The 17,103-nt window shown below is 63.2% G+C and carries 19 protein-coding genes; 16 read left to right on the top strand and 3 right to left on the bottom strand.

Translation table 11 applies throughout. The annotated features are described in order from the left end of the window. Positions 1 to 123: 123 nt before the first annotated feature. From metF to E5K00_RS13805, 8 genes are all read left to right on the top strand, one after another. A complete protein-coding gene (gene metF, locus E5K00_RS13835; RefSeq protein ID WP_135463916.1) occupies positions 124 to 1,080 on the top strand; it encodes a methylenetetrahydrofolate reductase [NAD(P)H] in 957 nt (318 codons plus the stop codon). Between the two features lie 115 nt (positions 1,081 to 1,195). Beyond that, positions 1,196 to 1,672, top strand: a complete 477-nt coding sequence (locus E5K00_RS13830; RefSeq protein ID WP_135463915.1) for a tetratricopeptide repeat protein — start codon at positions 1,196 to 1,198, stop codon at positions 1,670 to 1,672. Positions 1,673 to 1,924: 252 nt separating this feature from the next. Then, on the top strand, positions 1,925 to 2,506 hold the full coding sequence (locus E5K00_RS13825; protein WP_135463914.1) for an energy transducer TonB: 582 nt from the start codon (positions 1,925 to 1,927) through the stop codon (positions 2,504 to 2,506). Between the two features lie 52 nt (positions 2,507 to 2,558). Next, positions 2,559 to 3,110: a hypothetical protein gene (locus E5K00_RS13820; protein ID WP_135463913.1), complete on the top strand. Its 552-nt coding sequence runs from the start codon at positions 2,559 to 2,561 to the stop codon at positions 3,108 to 3,110. 56 nt (positions 3,111 to 3,166) lie between these two features. Next, positions 3,167 to 4,693 carry an N-acetylmuramoyl-L-alanine amidase gene (locus tag E5K00_RS13815; RefSeq protein WP_135463912.1) on the top strand — a complete coding sequence of 509 codons (1,527 nt, stop codon included), beginning with the start codon at positions 3,167 to 3,169 and terminating at the stop codon, positions 4,691 to 4,693. A gap of 125 nt (positions 4,694 to 4,818) precedes the next feature. Beyond that, positions 4,819 to 6,222: an L-lactate MFS transporter gene (locus tag E5K00_RS13810; protein WP_167856894.1), complete on the top strand. Its 1,404-nt coding sequence runs from the start codon at positions 4,819 to 4,821 to the stop codon at positions 6,220 to 6,222. A 33-nt stretch (positions 6,223 to 6,255) separates the two neighbouring features. Continuing rightward, positions 6,256 to 6,408, top strand: coding sequence for an MFS transporter small subunit (locus tag E5K00_RS22850; RefSeq protein ID WP_167856893.1), 153 nt, complete (start codon positions 6,256 to 6,258; stop codon positions 6,406 to 6,408). Between the two features lie 113 nt (positions 6,409 to 6,521). Then, complete coding sequence (locus E5K00_RS13805; protein ID WP_135463911.1) at positions 6,522 to 6,980, top strand: putative signal transducing protein; 459 nt, start codon at positions 6,522 to 6,524, stop codon at positions 6,978 to 6,980. Positions 6,981 to 7,370: 390 nt separating this feature from the next. On the opposite strand, the gene E5K00_RS13800 is transcribed toward E5K00_RS13805, so the two are convergent. Then, entirely contained in the window at positions 7,371 to 8,582 is a 1,212-nt protein-coding gene (locus E5K00_RS13800; RefSeq protein ID WP_135463910.1) for a molybdopterin molybdotransferase MoeA, read from the bottom strand. Positions 8,583 to 8,793: 211 nt separating this feature from the next. Between E5K00_RS13800 and moaC the strand changes: the two genes are divergently transcribed. Together moaC and E5K00_RS13790 are read left to right on the top strand one after the other, a co-directional pair. Continuing rightward, a complete protein-coding gene (gene moaC / locus E5K00_RS13795) occupies positions 8,794 to 9,285 on the top strand; it encodes a cyclic pyranopterin monophosphate synthase MoaC (RefSeq protein WP_135463909.1) in 492 nt (163 codons plus the stop codon). Continuing rightward, positions 9,275 to 10,465: an NTP transferase domain-containing protein gene (locus E5K00_RS13790; protein ID WP_135463908.1), complete on the top strand. Its 1,191-nt coding sequence runs from the start codon at positions 9,275 to 9,277 to the stop codon at positions 10,463 to 10,465. Before moaC ends, E5K00_RS13790 begins: the two co-directional genes overlap by 11 nt. Positions 10,466 to 10,630: 165 nt before the next feature. Here the strand turns inward: E5K00_RS13790 and E5K00_RS13785 are convergent, their stop codons facing one another. Together E5K00_RS13785 and moaD are read right to left on the bottom strand one after the other, a co-directional pair. Beyond that, positions 10,631 to 11,047 carry a molybdenum cofactor biosynthesis protein MoaE gene (locus E5K00_RS13785; protein WP_135463907.1) on the bottom strand — a complete coding sequence of 139 codons (417 nt, stop codon included), beginning with the start codon at positions 11,045 to 11,047 and terminating at the stop codon, positions 10,631 to 10,633. 114 nt (positions 11,048 to 11,161) lie between these two features. Then, entirely contained in the window at positions 11,162 to 11,404 is a 243-nt protein-coding gene (gene moaD, locus E5K00_RS13780; protein ID WP_135463906.1) for a molybdopterin converting factor subunit 1, read from the bottom strand. Between the two features lie 129 nt (positions 11,405 to 11,533). Between moaD and moaA the strand changes: the two genes are divergently transcribed. The 6 genes from moaA (at position 11,534) to E5K00_RS13750 (ending at position 17,103) form a co-directional block, all read left to right on the top strand. Then, entirely contained in the window at positions 11,534 to 12,541 is a 1,008-nt protein-coding gene (gene moaA / locus E5K00_RS13775) for a GTP 3',8-cyclase MoaA (RefSeq protein ID WP_135463905.1), read from the top strand. A 365-nt stretch (positions 12,542 to 12,906) separates the two neighbouring features. Next, positions 12,907 to 13,719, top strand: a complete 813-nt coding sequence (locus E5K00_RS13770; RefSeq protein ID WP_135463904.1) for an alpha/beta hydrolase — start codon at positions 12,907 to 12,909, stop codon at positions 13,717 to 13,719. A 93-nt stretch (positions 13,720 to 13,812) separates the two neighbouring features. Further along, positions 13,813 to 14,367 (top strand): RNA polymerase sigma factor, encoded by a 555-nt coding sequence (locus E5K00_RS13765; protein WP_135463903.1) that lies wholly within the window; start codon positions 13,813 to 13,815, stop codon positions 14,365 to 14,367. Positions 14,368 to 14,373: 6 nt separating this feature from the next. After that, positions 14,374 to 14,676 (top strand): hypothetical protein, encoded by a 303-nt coding sequence (locus E5K00_RS13760; RefSeq protein WP_135463902.1) that lies wholly within the window; start codon positions 14,374 to 14,376, stop codon positions 14,674 to 14,676. 85 nt (positions 14,677 to 14,761) lie between these two features. Then, positions 14,762 to 15,460: a ClpP family protease gene (locus tag E5K00_RS13755; RefSeq protein WP_135463901.1), complete on the top strand. Its 699-nt coding sequence runs from the start codon at positions 14,762 to 14,764 to the stop codon at positions 15,458 to 15,460. Between the two features lie 545 nt (positions 15,461 to 16,005). Continuing rightward, entirely contained in the window at positions 16,006 to 17,103 is a 1,098-nt protein-coding gene (locus E5K00_RS13750) for a leucine-rich repeat domain-containing protein (protein WP_167856892.1), read from the top strand.

Here is a 17,103-nt window from a genome sequence, read left to right as displayed (position 1 = left end):
GTGCCAGACGACAAATTCCTCTTCACTTAGCCGGAGCTGAGTTCTAAGTATCTTACGTTATACCTACGCCGTTCAGCTCCCCCTCTCCCGGAGGGGAGGGGGTCGGGGGGTGGGGTCCGTCATATGAAAGTAACCGAACACCTGGCCCGCGCCAACGGCAAGACGCTGTTTTCCTTCGAAGTGCTGCCGCCCCGCAAAGGCGAGAACATCCAGACGCTGTTTTCCAACATCGAGCCGCTGCTGGAGTTCAAGCCGCCGTTTATCGACGTGACCTACCACCGGGAGGAATACGTGTACCGCCAGCACCCCAACGGCCTGCTGGAAAAGAAGACCGTGCGCCGCCGCCCCGGCACCGTGGGCATCTGCGCGGCCATCAAAAACCGCTTCGACGTAGACACCGTGCCCCACCTGATCTGCGGGGGCTTCTCGAAGGAGGAAACCGAAAACGCCCTGATTGACCTGCACTTCCTGGGCATCGACAACGTGCTGGCGTTGCGCGGCGACCCGATAAAATCCGAGGGCTACTTCAAGCCTGAGCCCGACGGCCACAGCTACGCCTGCGACCTGATCGGGCAGATGGCCAACCTCAACAAGGGCGAGTACCTCGACGAAGAGCAGGACGACACCTGGGCCACCGACTTCTGCATCGGCACGGCCGGCTACCCCGAGAAGCACTTTGAGTCGCCGAACTACGCGGCCGACCTGCGCTACCTCAAGCACAAGGTCGACCGGGGTGCCGACTACATCGTGACCCAGATGTTTTTCGACAATGAGCAGTACTTCAACTTCGAAAAGCGCTGCCGCGAGGCCGGCATCCACGTGCCCATCATTCCCGGCCTGAAACCCCTGACCACCAAGGGCCAGCTCACGATGCTGCCCCGCTCCTTCTACCTCAACATTCCGGAGGAGCTGAGCGAGGCCGTGCACCACGCCCCCAACAACGACGCGGCCCGCCAGATCGGCATCGAGTGGTGCATCAACCAGAGCAAGGAGCTGATGGCCCACGGCGTGCCCTGCCTGCACTACTACAGCATGGGTAAGTCCGAATCCATCCGGCGGGTAGCGGCGGCGTTGTTTTAAGCGGTGAAATGGTGAACTTGTGAACTGGTGAGTTGGACGTTCAAGTCGCGCCATGTGTGCCGATGGCGCATAGCGAACGTCCAACTCACCAGCTCACCATTTCACAACTTCACCGTTGGATACGCTCGACAACCTGTTTGCCCGCCTGCGCGTGGCTACCGCGCCCCAGGAGATTGAAGCCCTGCAAAACGGCATCTGGCAGCTGTGGCTCACCACCGGCGACTGGCAGCAGGATAAGGAGCTCGAAATCGGGCTGCGGGCCCTGGCGGCCGGCGACTATACGGCCGCCATCGGCGTGTTCAGCCGCCTGATTGAGTGGCAGCCGGGCTTCGCGGAAGGCTGGAACAAGCGCGCCACGGCCTACTACCTGCGCGGCGAGTACCGCGCCTCCCTGCTCGACATTGCCCAGACCCTGCGGCTGGAGCCCCGGCATTTCGGCGCGCTGTCGGGCTGGGCCACCATTCTGCAAACCCTGGGCGACTACCGGGGCACGCGGCGGGTGCTGAAGCGCCTGGAGGCCATCTGCCCGCACTTTCCCGGCCTACGGGCCCGCCTCCACGACCTGGGCGACCACCTCGACGAGAATAACTAGCGCTGTTTGTTCTTGCTCAGCTGCTTATAAATCTTTAACTTTACTGAGCTTATGCCTTTTCCAAAAAGGTGTAAGCTCATCTTTTTTACACTCTTTTCGGCTGTCTATCAGCTTTTAAGCCTCCTCTACACCCTTTTTCACTTTTTGTAACAGCCCGCTTCCTATATAACTATTTAAGCAGCTAATATAAATCAAATCCCCCCTTGGTTTGCGGCGGCCGGTTATAGCGGAGCAGTTTTTCCCACCCGTTCTATGAAAAAAACTGTACTCGTAGTACTGTTGGCTTGCGCATTGCCAACGGTTTCCTGGTCTCAGCGCCTGCGCAAAACGGAGTTTGAGAGCGGCATGATTGAGAAAGGCAACAAGATTGGCCTTTGGGAATATTTTGCCTACACCCGCGACGGACGGCAGGTGACGGTCCAGAAATACGACCACACCGCCAAAAAGCTGGTTTTTTACCGCCCCGTCGAGGATATCATGTATGATGTGCAGCTCAAGCCCGGCGAATGGTCCCGCTCCCGCGTCGACCAGCCGCCGCTGTTTATCGGCGGCGACCCGGCCCTGGCTTCGTACACTGCCAAGCTGGTGTATCCCTCGGCCGCGCAGGACCGCAAGCTCCAGGGTAAAGTCCTGATTTCCTTCACGATTGACACCCTGGGCCAGGCCAGCGGCCACAAGGTGCTGATGAGCGTGGGCGGCGGCTGCGACGAGGAAGCCATGCGCGTGTGCCGCACCATTCCGCAGCAGTGGATTCCGGCCCGCAAGGACGGCCGCGCCGTGCCCGTGGTCTACGAGCTGCCGTTCACCTTTAAGCTGCAGCCGGTAGCGCAGTAAGTGAGTATAGCGCCTGGGTAATCTTCGGCGCGCCGGTTACGTAGAGAGGCCTATGACACGACTCAGTCTCTCTTCCGTTGCCGGTGCTGCCTTGCTGTTGGCGGGCACTGGCCTGCTGTCGGCCTGCGACAGTACCCCGCGCGAGCGGCAGGAAATAGTGCGCGACGAAGCCCGCAAGCTCGACACGCTGGCCGACCGCACCGCCGACAAGCTGCGCACCGCCGGGCGGCGCGCGGCGCGCTTCGACTCCGTTTCGCGGGCCCGCAACCGCCAGCCCCTCGACCCCAAGGCTACGGCGGCCTTCACCCAGCAGCTGCTCGGCACCTACGCCGACATCGAAACCCTGACGCCCACGACCATCGAGCCGGCCTACGTGCAGCTGCTGCGCCAGACCCGCGCCCAGCGCAAGCAGTGGAGCCAGCGCGACTGGGACTACGCCAGCAGCATTTATAAGCGCCTGAACGAGCGGCTGAAGGCTATCCGGCTGGACGTGAAGGGCCGCGACGAGCTGCACATCCGGGCGCTGCAGGCCGAGTTTACCACCCACGAAACCAGCCGCGATGTGAAAGACCTGGGCGACGCGGTGCAGGCCGTGCAAAAGTAACCCCGCAGTTTTTACCCCGAAGCCCCGCTTTCTGCGGGGCTTTTTTGCGTTTTTCTATGGCTTCCATTTTTTCCGGCCGCCGCTTGCGGTGGCTGTTGCTGGTGCTGCTCAGCGGCTTCGCGGCCGGCAGCCGCGCCCAGGCCCTGATTGAATCGGCGGAAACCGTGCCCGCCACCAACCAGTGGCTCGGGCCCGGCGACCGGCTGCAGGTCCGCCTCAAAGGCCGGCCCGGCCAGCGCGTGACCTTTCTGAAAGGCTTGCCGATGACCGAGCTGCCGCCTGCTCTCACCAAAGGCCAGCGCGGCATCTACCAGGGCACCTACGTAGTGCGCCCCGGCGATACGCTCCAGAACCGGCCGATTCTGTTTCAGGTGCTGCGCAACGACACGGTGGCGCTGGCCTCGGCCTTCAGCCGCAGCAAAGTGCGGTTTCTCAGCCCCGACGCGCCCCAGCTGGCTCTCACCAAAGGGCAGCTGGCTTACCTGAACTACGGCCTGGGCGAAGACCGGCTGGGCGGGGCCAAGCTCGGCTACCTCGACTCGGCGGTGGTGCTGCACCTCACGGGCATGGTGGGCACGCAGTACCGGGTGCGGCTGGCCGACAACCAGGTGGCCTGGGTGCCCCAGGACGTGTTGCGCCTGCTGCCGGCCGGCGGCTTCGTGCCCACTTCCCTCACCGGCTCCTGGAGCGTGACCGGCGACTCGCTCTACGACAACGTGCTGGTGCCCCTGGAAGCCCGCCTGCCCTACCGCTCCCAGCTGCTGACCAACCCCACCCGCTTGGTGGTCGACGTGTTCGGGGCGACTTCCAACACCAACTGGATAACCCAGCGCGACGGCCTGCGGGAGTTGGGCGACGTGTACTACGAGCAGCCCCAACCCGACGTGTTCCGGGTCGTTTTGCCCTTGCGCCACGCCCAGGCCTGGGGCTACCGCATTGATTACCGGGGCACTACCCTCCGCATCCGGGTGAAGCGGCCGCCGGCCAAGCTGCGCCTGCGGGGCCTCACCATCGGCCTCGACGCAGGCCACGGCGGCACCAACGTGGGGGCTACGTCGGCCAAAGGCAGCCAGGAAAAGGTGCTCACGCTGGCCATTGCCCAGAAGCTGAAGCAGGAGCTGGAAAAGGCCGGGGCTCGGGTGCTGATGACGCGCGAAACCGACGTAACGGTAGAAAACGGCTCCCGCGTGCTGCTCATGCGCCAGCTCAACCCCGATCTGCTGCTCAGCATCCACGTCAACTCCTCGGGTAGCGCCGCCGTGCAGGGCACCAGCACGTATTACCGCTACGTGGCTTACCGACCCCTGGCCCTGGCCATCTACAACGCCGTGCGCCAGACCGGACTGAAGGGCTTCGGCAACGTGGGCAGCTTCAACTTCAACCTGAACGGGGCCACCGAATACCCCAATGCCCTGGTCGAAACGGCTTTTGTGTCGAATGCCGAGGACGAAAAGCGGCTGATTGACCCGGCCTTTCAGCAGCAGCTGGCCGAGCGGATCCGGGAAGGCGTGGCGGAGTTTCTGAAGGGCACCCAGGCCCGCGGCCCCAAGGGCTGGCTGCTGCACCAGGCCGCTGAAAATTAAAACAATAGCGGAATAGTCCCTCTTAGTAACAACGCGTCCGGCCCGGTTCGTGGCCGCCCGGCTGCTGTTTGCCAGCCGGCATCTCCCGCTCCTTTCCTCCTTCTTACCCCAACCACAACCCCCTTATGGCATCCGACTCTTTCCTGGACCGCAGCCGCACCATCGCGCCGCCGGGCTACAACCGCTGGCTCGTGCCGCCCGCCGCGTTGGCCATTCACCTGGCCATCGGGCAGGCTTACGCCTTCAGCGTGTTCAACAAGCCCCTGGGCGCCCTCATCAGCGGCAACGTGGATAAGCCGGCCGCCGACGACTGGACGCCGGGCCAGATTGGCTGGACGTTTTCCATTGCCATTGTGCTGCTGGGCCTCTCGGCGGCCATTTTCGGGAAGTGGCTGGAGCGGGTGGGTCCGCGCAAGGCCATGCTGGCCGCCTCGCTCTGCTTCGGCGGCGGCTTCCTGATTGGCTCCTTGGGCGTGCATATGCACAACCTCTGGCTGCTGTATTTCGGCTATGGCTTCGTGGGCGGCATCGGGCTGGGCATCGGCTACATTTCGCCCGTCAGCACGCTCATCAAGTGGTTTCCCGACCGTAAGGGCGTGGCTACCGGCATGGCCATCATGGGCTTTGGCGGCGGGGCCATGATTGGCTCCCCGCTGGCCAACAACCTGATGAGCCACTTCAAGGACTCGGCCCCGATGGGCGTGGCGCCCACGTTTATCGTGATGGGCATCGTCTACCTGCTGTTCATGCAGTTCGGCGTCTGGACCATCCGGGTGCCCGCCGACGACTGGAAGCCGGCGGGCTACGTGCCCAGCACCGAGCACAACGCACTGATAACGACCCGCAACGTATCGGCCGACAACGCCATTAAAACCCCGCAGTTCTGGCTGCTCTGGGTGGTGCTGCTCACCAACGTTACGGCTGGCATCGGGGTGCTCGAAACGGCCTCGCCCCTGATTCAGGAGACGTTTTCCGAATCGGCGCTGGGCGCGGGGCGGGGCGTGACGGCGGCGGCGGCGGCGGGCTTCGTGGGCTTGCTGAGCCTGTTCAACCTGCTGGGCCGCTTCTTCTGGTCGTCGGCGTCCGATAAGCTGGGCCGTAAAATCACCTACGCCATCTACTTCGGCCTTGGCATTGCCCTCTACGCCCTGATTCCGACCCTGGGCCACAACCTGCAGCTCACCCTGTTTGTGGTGGTAGCCTGCGTCATCATCAGCATGTACGGCGGCGGCTTCGCTACCATTCCGGCCTACCTCTCCGATTTGTTCGGCAAATACCAGGTGGGTGCCATTCACGGCCGCCTGCTCACGGCCTGGAGCACGGCCGGCGTACTGGGGCCGCTCATCGTGCACAGCCTGCACGAAAGCGCCAAGGCCAAGGGCCTGACCGGCGCGGCAGCCTACCAAAACGTGTTTTACACCATGGCCGGCGTGCTGGTGCTGGGCCTGCTGGCCAACCTGGCCGTGACGGCCGTCAAGGAGCAGTACTACGAAAAAGGCGACGTAACGCCCGAAGCCGGCGGCCACTAGGCCGTATTATTTCACCGCTACCCTCTTCTTCTCATGGACCCGAAATCAACTTCTGCTGCCCCCGCGGCGGCTCCGGAAAAGGCCGCGCTGGGCGGCTCCGTCGTGCTGGCCTGGCTCTACGTGGGCCTGCCGCTGGCCTGGGGCGTGTCGCAAACCTTCATCAAGGCCCTGGCTTTGTTTAAGTGATTGGCTCTAAGACCTATTAAAACAGTACCCAACTGGTAAATAAAAAGAGCATTCGGCCCGCCGCCGAATGCTCTTTTGTTTGTTAATTACTCTCTGATCAGCAACTACTTCCCATGACTTCCCAGCCCGCCGAGGACCGCATCGTGGTGCTTGAGTCCTTTGCCGACCCCATTACGGCACACCTGGCCAAAAGCCGGCTGGAAGCCGAGCAGATTCCCTGCTTTCTGACCAACGAAAACCTGGTGTCGCTCAACCGGCTCTACGGCCCGGCCACCGGCGGCGTGCGCCTGCACGTGCGCGAGCAGGACGTAGCGGCGGCCCTGGAAGTGCTGCGCTACGAAACCGTGCCGATGACGGCCAGCCACGCCGACGACGAGCACGCTGAGTCCGACATCCTCCACTGCCCCCGCTGCAACTCCACCGACGTGGCCTTCGGCCCCGCCACCCGCAACACCTACAGCTTCCCGATGCTGATGCTTTCGGTGCTGCTGGGCTACCCCCTGCGCGGCAAGCGCTACCACTGCTTCCACTGCCGCCACGAGTTCAAACGCTCGGAAGCGGTGAATGAGTGAATGAGTGAAGTCTGTCATTGCGAGCATTCTGCGCATGAAGCCGAGACGAAGCAATCCGTCCTCTGCGCAGCACGACCCGTCCTTTTACCAGCAAGCCCCGGCGGCATTCGGAGCCGGGGCAAGTGCTTCCGCAGTCTGTCCGCCAGCCTTCAGCGCGTTGCCCCGCGCGCCCGCAGCGCCAGCACGCCCCTCTGATGCCTGACCACCGGCCTCCCAATCACCGGCGCGGGCGTCCGAAGCCTCGGCGCGAGCGTATGAAACGTCAGCGCGTGCATTTATCGGCCTTTGGAAGGTGCCAGGGCACATTCTGGATTTGGCCGCCAAAGCTGCTGCCGCCCCCCGCCCCCCTACCTAGCCGGTTACAACTCACTCATTCACCGCTTCACCGCTTCACCGAAACCGCACCAGCGGGAAGGCGTCGCCGGCTTTGAACTCGGTGGGCTCGGGGGGCAGGCGCAGGAACCCGTCGCAGTGCAGCAGGGAGGCCAGGTCGCCGCTGCCGCCGATGGCCTGGGGGTGGGCCAGCAGGTGGCCGTAGGGCGCTGTTTCCAGGCGCACCGGCAGGAAGTAGGCAATGCGGGGGGCAAACGAAAAGTCGGTAGCCAGCAGCGCCGTAAGCTTCTGGGGCTGCCCGTGGGGCTGCTGGCAGCGCCGCAGCCAGGGCAGCACGTACTGGTAGAAGTTGACGAAGGTGGAAACCGGGTTGCCGGGCAAGGCAAACACCACGGCCCCGTCGGCTTTTTCGCCAAACCAGAACGGCTTGCCCGGCCGCTGGTGCACCTCGTGAAACAGCTGGGTGACGCCCAGCTCCTGTAGCATGGCGGGCAGAAAATCGGCCTGCCCCTTCGAGACGCCCCCGCTCAGCACCAGCGCGTCGTAGGCGGCCAGCAGCGGCGGCAGCCCCTGGCGCAGAGCCTGCTGGTCGTCGTTGAAGTGAAAAGCGTCGCTCTCGGCCCCGGCCTGCTGCAAGGCGGCCTGCACCATATAAGCGTTGGAGCGTCGGATCTGGTGGGCCAAGGGGATTTGCTCCAGCTCCACCAGCTCATCGCCGGTGCTGACGACGGCCACCCGCAACGGCCGCGCCACGCGTAGCGTCGCGGCCCCGATGGTGGCCGCCACCGCAATTTCGGCCGGGCTCAGCCGGGTGCCGGCGGGCAGCAGCAGGTCGCCCTGCTGCCGGTCGGCGGCCTGGTGGTGAATGTTGTGGCCGGCGGCGGGCGGCGGCACCAGCAGGGCGGCCACGCGCCGGCCGTTCACCTCCTGAAACTCCAGGTCTTCGTAGCGCACCACCGTATCGGTGCCGGGCGGCAGGGCGGCCCCGGTCATGATTTCCACGGCTGCGTGTTCGTCGAGCAGGGGCTGGGGCGGCATGCCGGCCAGCTGGGTAGCGGCAATGGGAAAGGCGGTTTGTCCGGCGGCTACTGCTTTAAAAGCCAGCGCAATGCCATCCATAGCCACCCGGTGAAAGGGCGGAAAGTCGCGGTCGGCGTAGAGCGGCTCGAGCAGCACCCGGCCCACGGCTAGCGGGAGCGGAACGGTTTCGGGGGGCAGGGCGCGGGCCGTGGCCAGCACCTGGCGCGTGGCTTCGTCAACAGAAATCATCGGGCGAAAAAAAATGCGCGGGGCGCGGAAGTGAAGGAATGCAAAGTAAACCGAACGGCGCTGCCGGCCGCAGCCGGGCCGGAAACCGGCGGCCGGGCCCAACGCACCGGGGCAACTATGCGTCTCTACCGGGTTGGGCGGGTTAAGTTGCGAGCTTTGCGCAACTTTCGGCCCGCCCGCCTGCTTTGTACACCGTCATCTTTCCCTGCTTATGCCTGATTCTTCCCGCTCCCTGACCCACCTCAACGCCGCCGGCCAGCCCGCCATGGTCGACGTGGGGGCCAAAACCCCAACCCGCCGCGTGGCCCGGGCCCGCAGCCGCGTGCTGCTGGGCCGCGAAATTCTGCGCCTGGTGCAGCAAGGCGACCTGCCCACCCGCAAGGGCCCGGTGTTCCAGACGGCTATTCTGGCCGGCATCATGGCCGCCAAGAAAACCGCTGACCTGATTCCGCTCTGCCACCCGCTGGGCCTCGACGACTGCCAGGTGCAGATTGAAGTGGTCAGTGAGGAAGAAATTCACATCATCTGCACGGCCACCGTGACGGGCAAAACCGGGGTGGAAATGGAAGCCCTGACCGGGGCTTCGGTAGCGGCCCTCACCGTGTACGACATGTGCAAGGCCCTTTCCCACGACATTGTGATTCAGGAAACCCGGCTGCTGGACAAAACCGGCGGCAAAAGCGACTTTCATCATGCCGACTAATCCCACCACGCCGCAGGGCGCGCCCAAGCCCCGCACTAAGCACGCCGCCCTGGCCCGGCCCGTCAGCGGCGAGTTTAGCCGGCAGGAGCTGGCTATTCTGGGCGCACCCTGCGGCAAAATCAAGGAGCTGGTTATTCGCCTGCTGCCCCTTCTGGCCCCGCAGCTGAGCGTGGGCTACGTGGATGCCGACCACGCCGCCGGCGACGAGGCCGACAGCGGCGGCGCGGGCGGGGCCAGCCCCATCATGCAGGCCGGGGCCAGCGCCGAGCTGACCGACAAGATTCACTTCCGCCGCGTGGATCAGCGCCGGGAGCTGGACGGCTTTGCCCAAAAGGAGCTGCTGGCCCACCAGAGCCTGGTGCTCGTCAACGGCAACCACTTCCGCGCCCGGCAGCAGCTCATCATCCTGGACCCGGCCAAGCCGCTGGAGAAAAAGCTGGACCGCCTCACCGACGTGCAGCTGATCTTGCTCCCTGAAGGCGTAACGGAAGTACCGCAGTATCTGCAAAACCATTTTGCCGGCCAGGATATTCCGACGCTGGCCTTAGCTGATACTGAAGGCATTGCCGGCTTTATTAAAAGCTGGTGGCAGCGCAGCCTGCCCCCGCTGCGGGGCCTGGTGCTGGCCGGGGGCCAGAGCCAGCGGATGCAAACCGACAAGGGCCGCCTACACTACCACGGCCTGGAGCAGCGCGAGTACGCGGCCCAGCTGCTGGCCCAGGTTTGCACCGACGTGCACGTTTCCTGCCGCCACGACCAGATAGCCGAGCTGCCCGCCGGCCTGCTGCCCCTGCCCGACCGGTTTCTGGACCTGGGTCCGATGGGCGGCATCCTCTCGGCCTTCCAGCTCGACCCCAACGCGGCTTGGCTGGTAGTCGCCTGCGACCTGCCGTTTTTGTCGGAGGCCAGCCTGCGGCACCTGGTGCGGCACCGCAACGGCGCCAAGATGGCCACGGCTTTCCAGAGCCCCGAAAACGAGTTTCCCGAGCCGCTGATTACCATCTGGGAGCCCCGGGGCTACGGCACGCTGCTGCGGTTTCTGGGCCTAGGCTACTCCTGCCCCCGCAAGGCGCTCATCAACTCCGACATCGAGCTGCTGGCCGCCCCCGACCCTAGGGAGCTGCGCAACGTGAATACGCCCGAAGAAGCGGAAGTAGCGAAGCGGGAGTTGGGGAACTAGAAAGCTATTCTAGTTCCCCTCCTTAGATAAGGAGGGGCTAGGGGTGGTTGACCGATTTTGAACGAGGACTAGAAACTAGTTCTAAAACTTGTTCTACCGTTTCAACCACCCCTAGCCCCTCCTTATCTAAGGAGGGGAACTAGCTTTTTAGCTCTAAGACAAGCGCTACGGGTGGGCGGCTACCCAGACGGAGCCGTCTTCGTACTCCTCCTTTTTCCAGATGGGCACCACCTGCTTGATGGTGTCGATGATGTACTGGCAGGCAGCGAAGGAGTCGGCGCGGTGGGGCGTGGATACGGCTACCACCACGGCCACGTCGCCGATGTCGAGGCGGCCTTTGCGGTGCGTTACGGCTACCTGGCGCAGCATGGGCCACTTTTCCTGGGCCTGCTCGGCCACGCGCTGCATCTGCTTGAGGGCCATAGCATCGTAGGCTTCGTAGTCGAGGCGCACCACGCGGCGGCCGGTGCTCTGGTTGCGCACCGTGCCAATGAACGTGTTGACGGCCCCGGCCCCGTCGTCCTGCACGGACGCCAGCACGGCGGCCACGTCAATGGGCTGGTCGGTAAGATTGATGTGCATTTTTTGGAATTAAGAATTAGGAATTAAGAATTATGAATTCTCGGTAATGCAGAATGGCGCTGGCGCTGGGCGCCCCCGATTCATAATTCCTAATTCATAATTCTTAATTGAAAATCATCCCCCGCTGACCGGCGGAATCAGGGCTATTTCGTCGCGCTCCTGCAACTGGTAGTCGTCGGTGGCGTAGTCGCTGTTGACGGCTATGGCCAGGCTGGTCAGCTCCCGCAGGGCCGGGTACTGGGTTTGCAGCTGCCGCATCAAGTCGGCCACCGACTGCTGGTCGGGCGTGTCGAGGTCGAGCGAGGAGCTGCCTACAATTTCTTTGGCAATGCCAAAAAGCGCAATTTTCAGTTTCATTTGTTTGTCTAAGCTCCGGAGGCAGTATACGCGGCCGGCGGGGAACAGAAAAGTCTGTTCCCGGTTTTTTGTTCTGAATCCCTTTCCGCGCTATCTGCGTTGAGGCATTAGTTGTATTTCCGCTGGTCTATGTCCGTTGCTTCTCCTGTTTTGTTTGATAACCACGGTCGGCCGCTGGAATACCTGCGCCTGGCCGTCACGGACCGCTGCAATTTGCGCTGCTTTTACTGCATGCCCGAGGAAGGCATCCAGTATTTGCCCAAGCAGGAGCTGCTGACCTACGAGGAAATGGAGCGGACCGTTGGCATTCTGGCCGGCCTGGGCGTGCGCAAGGTGCGCCTCACCGGCGGGGAGCCGTTCGTGCGCCGCGACCTGGTGCCCTTTATCGGCCGTTTGAGCCAGATTCCGGGCATCGACGACATCAGCCTGACGACCAACGGCGTGCTCACCGCGCCCCACATTCCGGAGCTGGCCCGCCTGGGTATCCGCACCGTGAATCTGAGCCTGGACACGCTGGACCGGGCCCGGTTTGCCCGCATCACCCGCCGCGACGAGCTGCCGCGCGTGCTCGACACGTTCTACGCCCTGCTCTCGGCCGGTATCAAGGTCAAAATCAACGCCGTGGTGATGGACGGGCAGAACATCGAGGACCTCGTGCCCCTGGCCGAGCTGACCCGCGACCTGCCCGTGGACGTGCGCTTTATCGAGGAAATGCCCTTCAACGGCGGCAGCCACGGCGCCATCCAGATTCCGTGGAACCACCTGCGCATCCGGGAGCACCTGGAGCAGCACCTGGGCTTGCTCACGCCCATTGCCACCCGGCCCGGCGACACGGCTTCGCACTACACCGCCGCCGGCCATCAGGGCCGGGTGGGCATTATCGCGGCCTACTCGCGCACCTTCTGCGGCACCTGCAACCGCCTGCGCCTCACGGCCGAAGGCGGCCTAAAAACCTGCCTCTACGACCAGGGCGTGCTCGACGTGCGGGCCCTGTTGCGCACCGGCGCCCCCGATACCGACGTCGCCGCCGCCCTGGCCAACGCCTTCCGTCACCGGGCCGCCAACGGCTTCGAAGCCGAGCGCCAACGCCCCGTGCACCAGCTCAGCTTCGAGTCGATGAGCACGATTGGCGGCTAGATTTTTAATGTGCTAATGTGGGAAAGTGCTGATGTGCTAATGCTTGCTTTGTCATTGCGGGCTTGCGAAGCAATTCGTGCTCTGCGCAATACGACCTGACCTTTTACCGGAAAGCCCTTTCCCGCACGAGTAGGAAAGGGCTTTTGCTTGTAACGCGAAGTTCCACTTCGCGAGACGTTGAACGATTGTCGTTGGTATGGCGTGCACGCCTCGCGAAGTGGAACTTCGCGTTACACGGGTCAGGCGTCAGGGCTTTTAACAGTAGAGGGCGCAGCACATTTCAGAGGCCGGATTGCTTCGTTTCTCGCAATGACGCAGTAGGTAAAACGTCATAATTCCTCTGAACTGCGTATTCTTAGGCTGCTATGAAGGTCTTATTCGGAGTCGTGGGATTTGTGGCGCTGCTGTACGTGGCGGTGCTGGTGGTGCTCTATTTCAAGCAGGAACGGCTGCTGTTTTTCCCCACGAAGCTGCCGGCCGACTACCGGTTTTCCTTCTCGCAGCCCGCCGAGGAGCGGTGGATAACCACTACCGACGGCACCCGCCTGCACGGCCTGCTGTTCCCAGCCGACTCGTCCCGGGGCCTGATTTTCTACCTGCACGGCAACGCCGGCGCCCTCGACAGCTGGGGCGACGCGGCCTCGCTCTATACCGAGCTGGGCTACAGCGTGTTCATGCTCGACTACCGCAGCTACGGCAAAAGCGGCGGCACCATCAGCAGCCAGGAGCAGTTTCTCAGCGACGTGCAAACGGCCTACCAGCAGCTGCTGCCCGAGTTTCCGGAGGCGCGCACCATCGTGCTGGGCTATTCCCTGGGCACGGGCGCGGCGGCCTGGCTGGCGGCCCGGCAGCACCCGCGCCTGCTGCTGTTGCAGGCCCCCTATTTCAGCATGCGGGCCACGGCGCGGCAGCACTACCCCTGGGTGCCGGGCTTCGTGGTGCGCTACCCGCTGGGCACCGACGCCGTGCTGCCCCGGGTAAAGTGCCCCATCGTCATCTTCCACGGCGAGCATGATGAGGTGATTGACTACCGCACCACGATGCAGCTCAAAGACCTGCTCAAGCCCCAGGATCAGTTTATTACGTTGGTCGGGGCGGGGCACAACGGCATGACCAGCAACCCCGACTACCGGGCCCACATCCGCCGTATCCTGGGCCAGCTGCCGCTGATTCCGTAACTTTTTCCGGAAACCCCGGGTGATAGTTGCCCGAAACGCGGATTACCTATCAGACCGGCGCTGCTTCACGTACTGGTCAGGCTTTTACGTATCATGGAAACTTCAGCATCTCTGCGGCAGGCCCTGCTCACCGATCGGGAACCGACCCTCACCCGGCTGTACCAACGCGCCTTTCCGCTGGTGCGCCGCTACGTGCAGCAGCACGGCGGCGCGGCCCCCGATGCCAAGGACGTGTTTCAGGATGCCCTGGTGATTTTCTACGAGAAGGCCACCACTCCCGACTTCGTGCTGTCTTCCTCGGTCAGCACCTACCTGCTGGGCATCAGCCGCAACCTGTGGCGGCGCGAGCTGAGCCGGCGCGGCCGGCTGCCCCTCACCGAGTTTACCGACGAGCACGCGGCCCACCTTGCCGAACCGGAGGCCCCCGCCGAGCCGCCCACCCTGCCGGTGCTCGACTACGTGGAGCAGCTCGGGGAGCGGTGCAAGAGCATTCTGCTGGCATTTTACTACTTCCAGCAGCCCCTCGAGCAGATTGCCGACGCGCACCACTACCAGAGTGTGCGCTCGGCCACGGTGCAGAAATTCAAGTGCCTGGAGCGCCTGCGCAAGTCGGTGCGGGCCGTGGCGGCTCACCTGCTAGCCCAGTAACCCGCTATGCGCCCCGCCCTCGAACGTCTGCGCCGTCTGGAGCACCACCTGCTGGGCCGGCCCACCGCCGCCGAAGCCGCCCAGTGGCAAGTGCAGCTGCTCACCGACCCCGAGCTGGCCGCCGATGCCGATGCCCAGCGCCAGCTCTACCACGCCCTGCGCGAGGCCGGCCGGCGGCAGCTGCGCCAGGAGTTGGAGCTGATCCATAGCCGCTTCGAGCAAACCACCCGGCGGCGCGGCTGGCTGCAAGCCGCCACCGACCACCTGCGCCGGGCTTTGTCCGGCCGCAAGCCGGGCTCCGGCCGCTAGCCTTCCTTCCCTATTGTCTTCTTTCCCCAGCTGCCTTGCCTGCAAGGTGGCCGGGTTTCTCACGCCCATTTTTTCCCTTCTTCCCATGCTCTCCTCCCAGGAATTCCGAAAATTTGCCGTGCTCGGCCGGGGCCTCCCCAGCACCAGCCTCGACCGGTACCAGCACTACGTGGGTGGCCAGTACCACGCCGCCGTAACCGGCATGACCCGCTCCGTGATTGAGGAGCGGCCCCAGAACTTCCGCGAAATCGACGTGTTTTCGCGCCTGATGATGGACCGCATCGTGTTTTTGGGCACGGCCGTCGACGACAACATTGCCAACATCATTACCGCCCAACTGCTGTTTCTGGAGTCGGTAGACAGCAAGAAGGACATCCTGCTCTACATCAACTCGCCGGGCGGCTCGGTGTATGCCGGGCTGGGTATTTTCGACACGATGCAGTACGTGCACCCCGACGTGGCGACCATCTGCACCGGCCTGGCCGCCTCGATGGGCGCCTTTCTGCTCTGCGGCGGGGCCATCGGCAAACGCTCGGCCCTGCCCCACGCCCGCGTCATGATTCACCAGCCCTCGGGCGGGGTGCAAGGGCCCTCGGCCGACATCGAAATTACGGCCCGCGAAGTGGTGAAGCTGCGCCAGGAGCTGTACCAGATCTACGCCGAGCGCACCGGCAAAACCTACCAGCAGATCCACGACGACTCGGACCGGGACTACTGGCTGCGCGCCGACGAAGCCCGGGACTACGGCCTGATCGACGAGGTGCTGGAGCGCGGCCAGGAGTAAATGGTGCTTTACCGGTAGCGGAGCCCCGAAACAATTGTTTCTAAGCTCCGCCGCTGCCCCGGAGCCTGTAAACATTCGTTGGAAGCTTCCGGGGGAGTAGCAGAGCCCCGAAACATTTGTTGGAAGGTTCCGGGGGAGCAGCGGAGCATCTATTTTTTTGTTTTTGCCCTCCGCTACTGCCCCGGAGCTCAGAAACAATTGTTTTTGCCCTCCGCAACTGCTCCCCGGCCCGGCAACTCCTACCGGCCCAGCCCTACCCAGCCGCGACGCATGGCGTAGTACACGGCCGTGCCCACCACCGAAAACTGTAGCTTTAGAGTAAAACTAGACTACCGATTTCCTTGCCGCACATCTATTCTTATTCTACGCGCTGGCACTCTGCCTTGTGGCTGGCCTGCATCTTTCTGGTAATACTGGTGAGCTGCAAGCCGCTAAAGAGGGCTTACAAACGCACCATCCATCGGCAATATAGCCGTACCCAGACTGCCTACCTGTGGCAGGCCGATGTCATTGGCGGCACAGAGCTGGACACTGGCCGTTTTGAGGTGTTGCACTACCGCTATTTTTCTAACCGGCCCCACATCAGCGACACCTGGTACGAAAAAGAGGTATTTGTGCGCCTCAAACAGTTGATCGATTTGCCAGTGGGTCAGGCAATGCCGGTGCCCAACGCAGCCTTTGCCGTCATCGGCTTTGACCGGGCGACGTGGCACTTCGAGCAGTTTGCAGGCATCGCAGGTACTATTACGCGGCTGAACAACTCGCGCACCCAGCCGCGCCTGCGTTTCGATTTGCAGTACGTTAACTGGAAAAAGAAGCGCCAACCCTTACTGCGGCACACGTTTACATTTCGCCTCGACTCCACTTATTTCGAGCGGACCCGCAAGGATTACAAAGGCCAGTACGACGATTTACGGCTGGCCCTGAAAGAGCCGGCCAAGGTCAAGTCCCTGGATCTGGTTACGTATGCCATTCAGTACGAGAAGCGCAACGGCCGGGATAGTGGCCCCGACACCCTGTACAGCCGGCTGGGCGAACTATATAACCTCGATAGCCTGAGCTTGCATTTGAGCGACCTGAAAAGCCTTCCCGAGGGCATCGGGAAGCTGAAGCGGCTGAAAAAGCTGGATTTGGGCTACAATGACCTGACGGAGTTCCCAGTAGTGCTTTACCAGCTGGATAGCCTGCAGGAGCTGAACCTGGAATGCAACCAGCTGGACAGCATTCCAAAGGCAGTCCGGCAGATGAAAAGCCTGCGCCGGCTCAACCTCAACGACAACCATCTGCTGGAGTACCCGGCGGCCGTGAATGGGCTGACCGGCTTGCGGGAACTGCACCTGGGCAATGCCAACCTAAGCGTAGTACCCGCCAGCATCGGCCGGTTGCAACACCTGGAAAAGTTGGGGTTGCGAGGCTTCTGGAACAGCAAGCGGCGCAACCAGTTAGAGAATCTGGATGCCTTACTGGCACTGCCGCAGCTACGAAGCCTCGATTTGCGGGGCGGCTTGGCCGACAGCGTCCGGCTCCCTGAGCCTATCTACCAATTGCATAAGCTGGAGGAATTGAATGTTGAGTGGAATAGCCTCGACTCTACCGCCATTGACCTACGGCGCTTGCCGAAGCTCAGGAAGCTGGAGCGGTAG

The sequence above is a fragment of the Hymenobacter aquaticus genome (assembly GCF_004765605.1).
GTDB lineage: Bacteria > Bacteroidota > Bacteroidia > Cytophagales > Hymenobacteraceae > Hymenobacter > Hymenobacter aquaticus.
The sequence above is the reverse complement of the archived record's forward strand: the minus strand, read 5'-3'. Positions and strand labels throughout refer to the sequence as shown.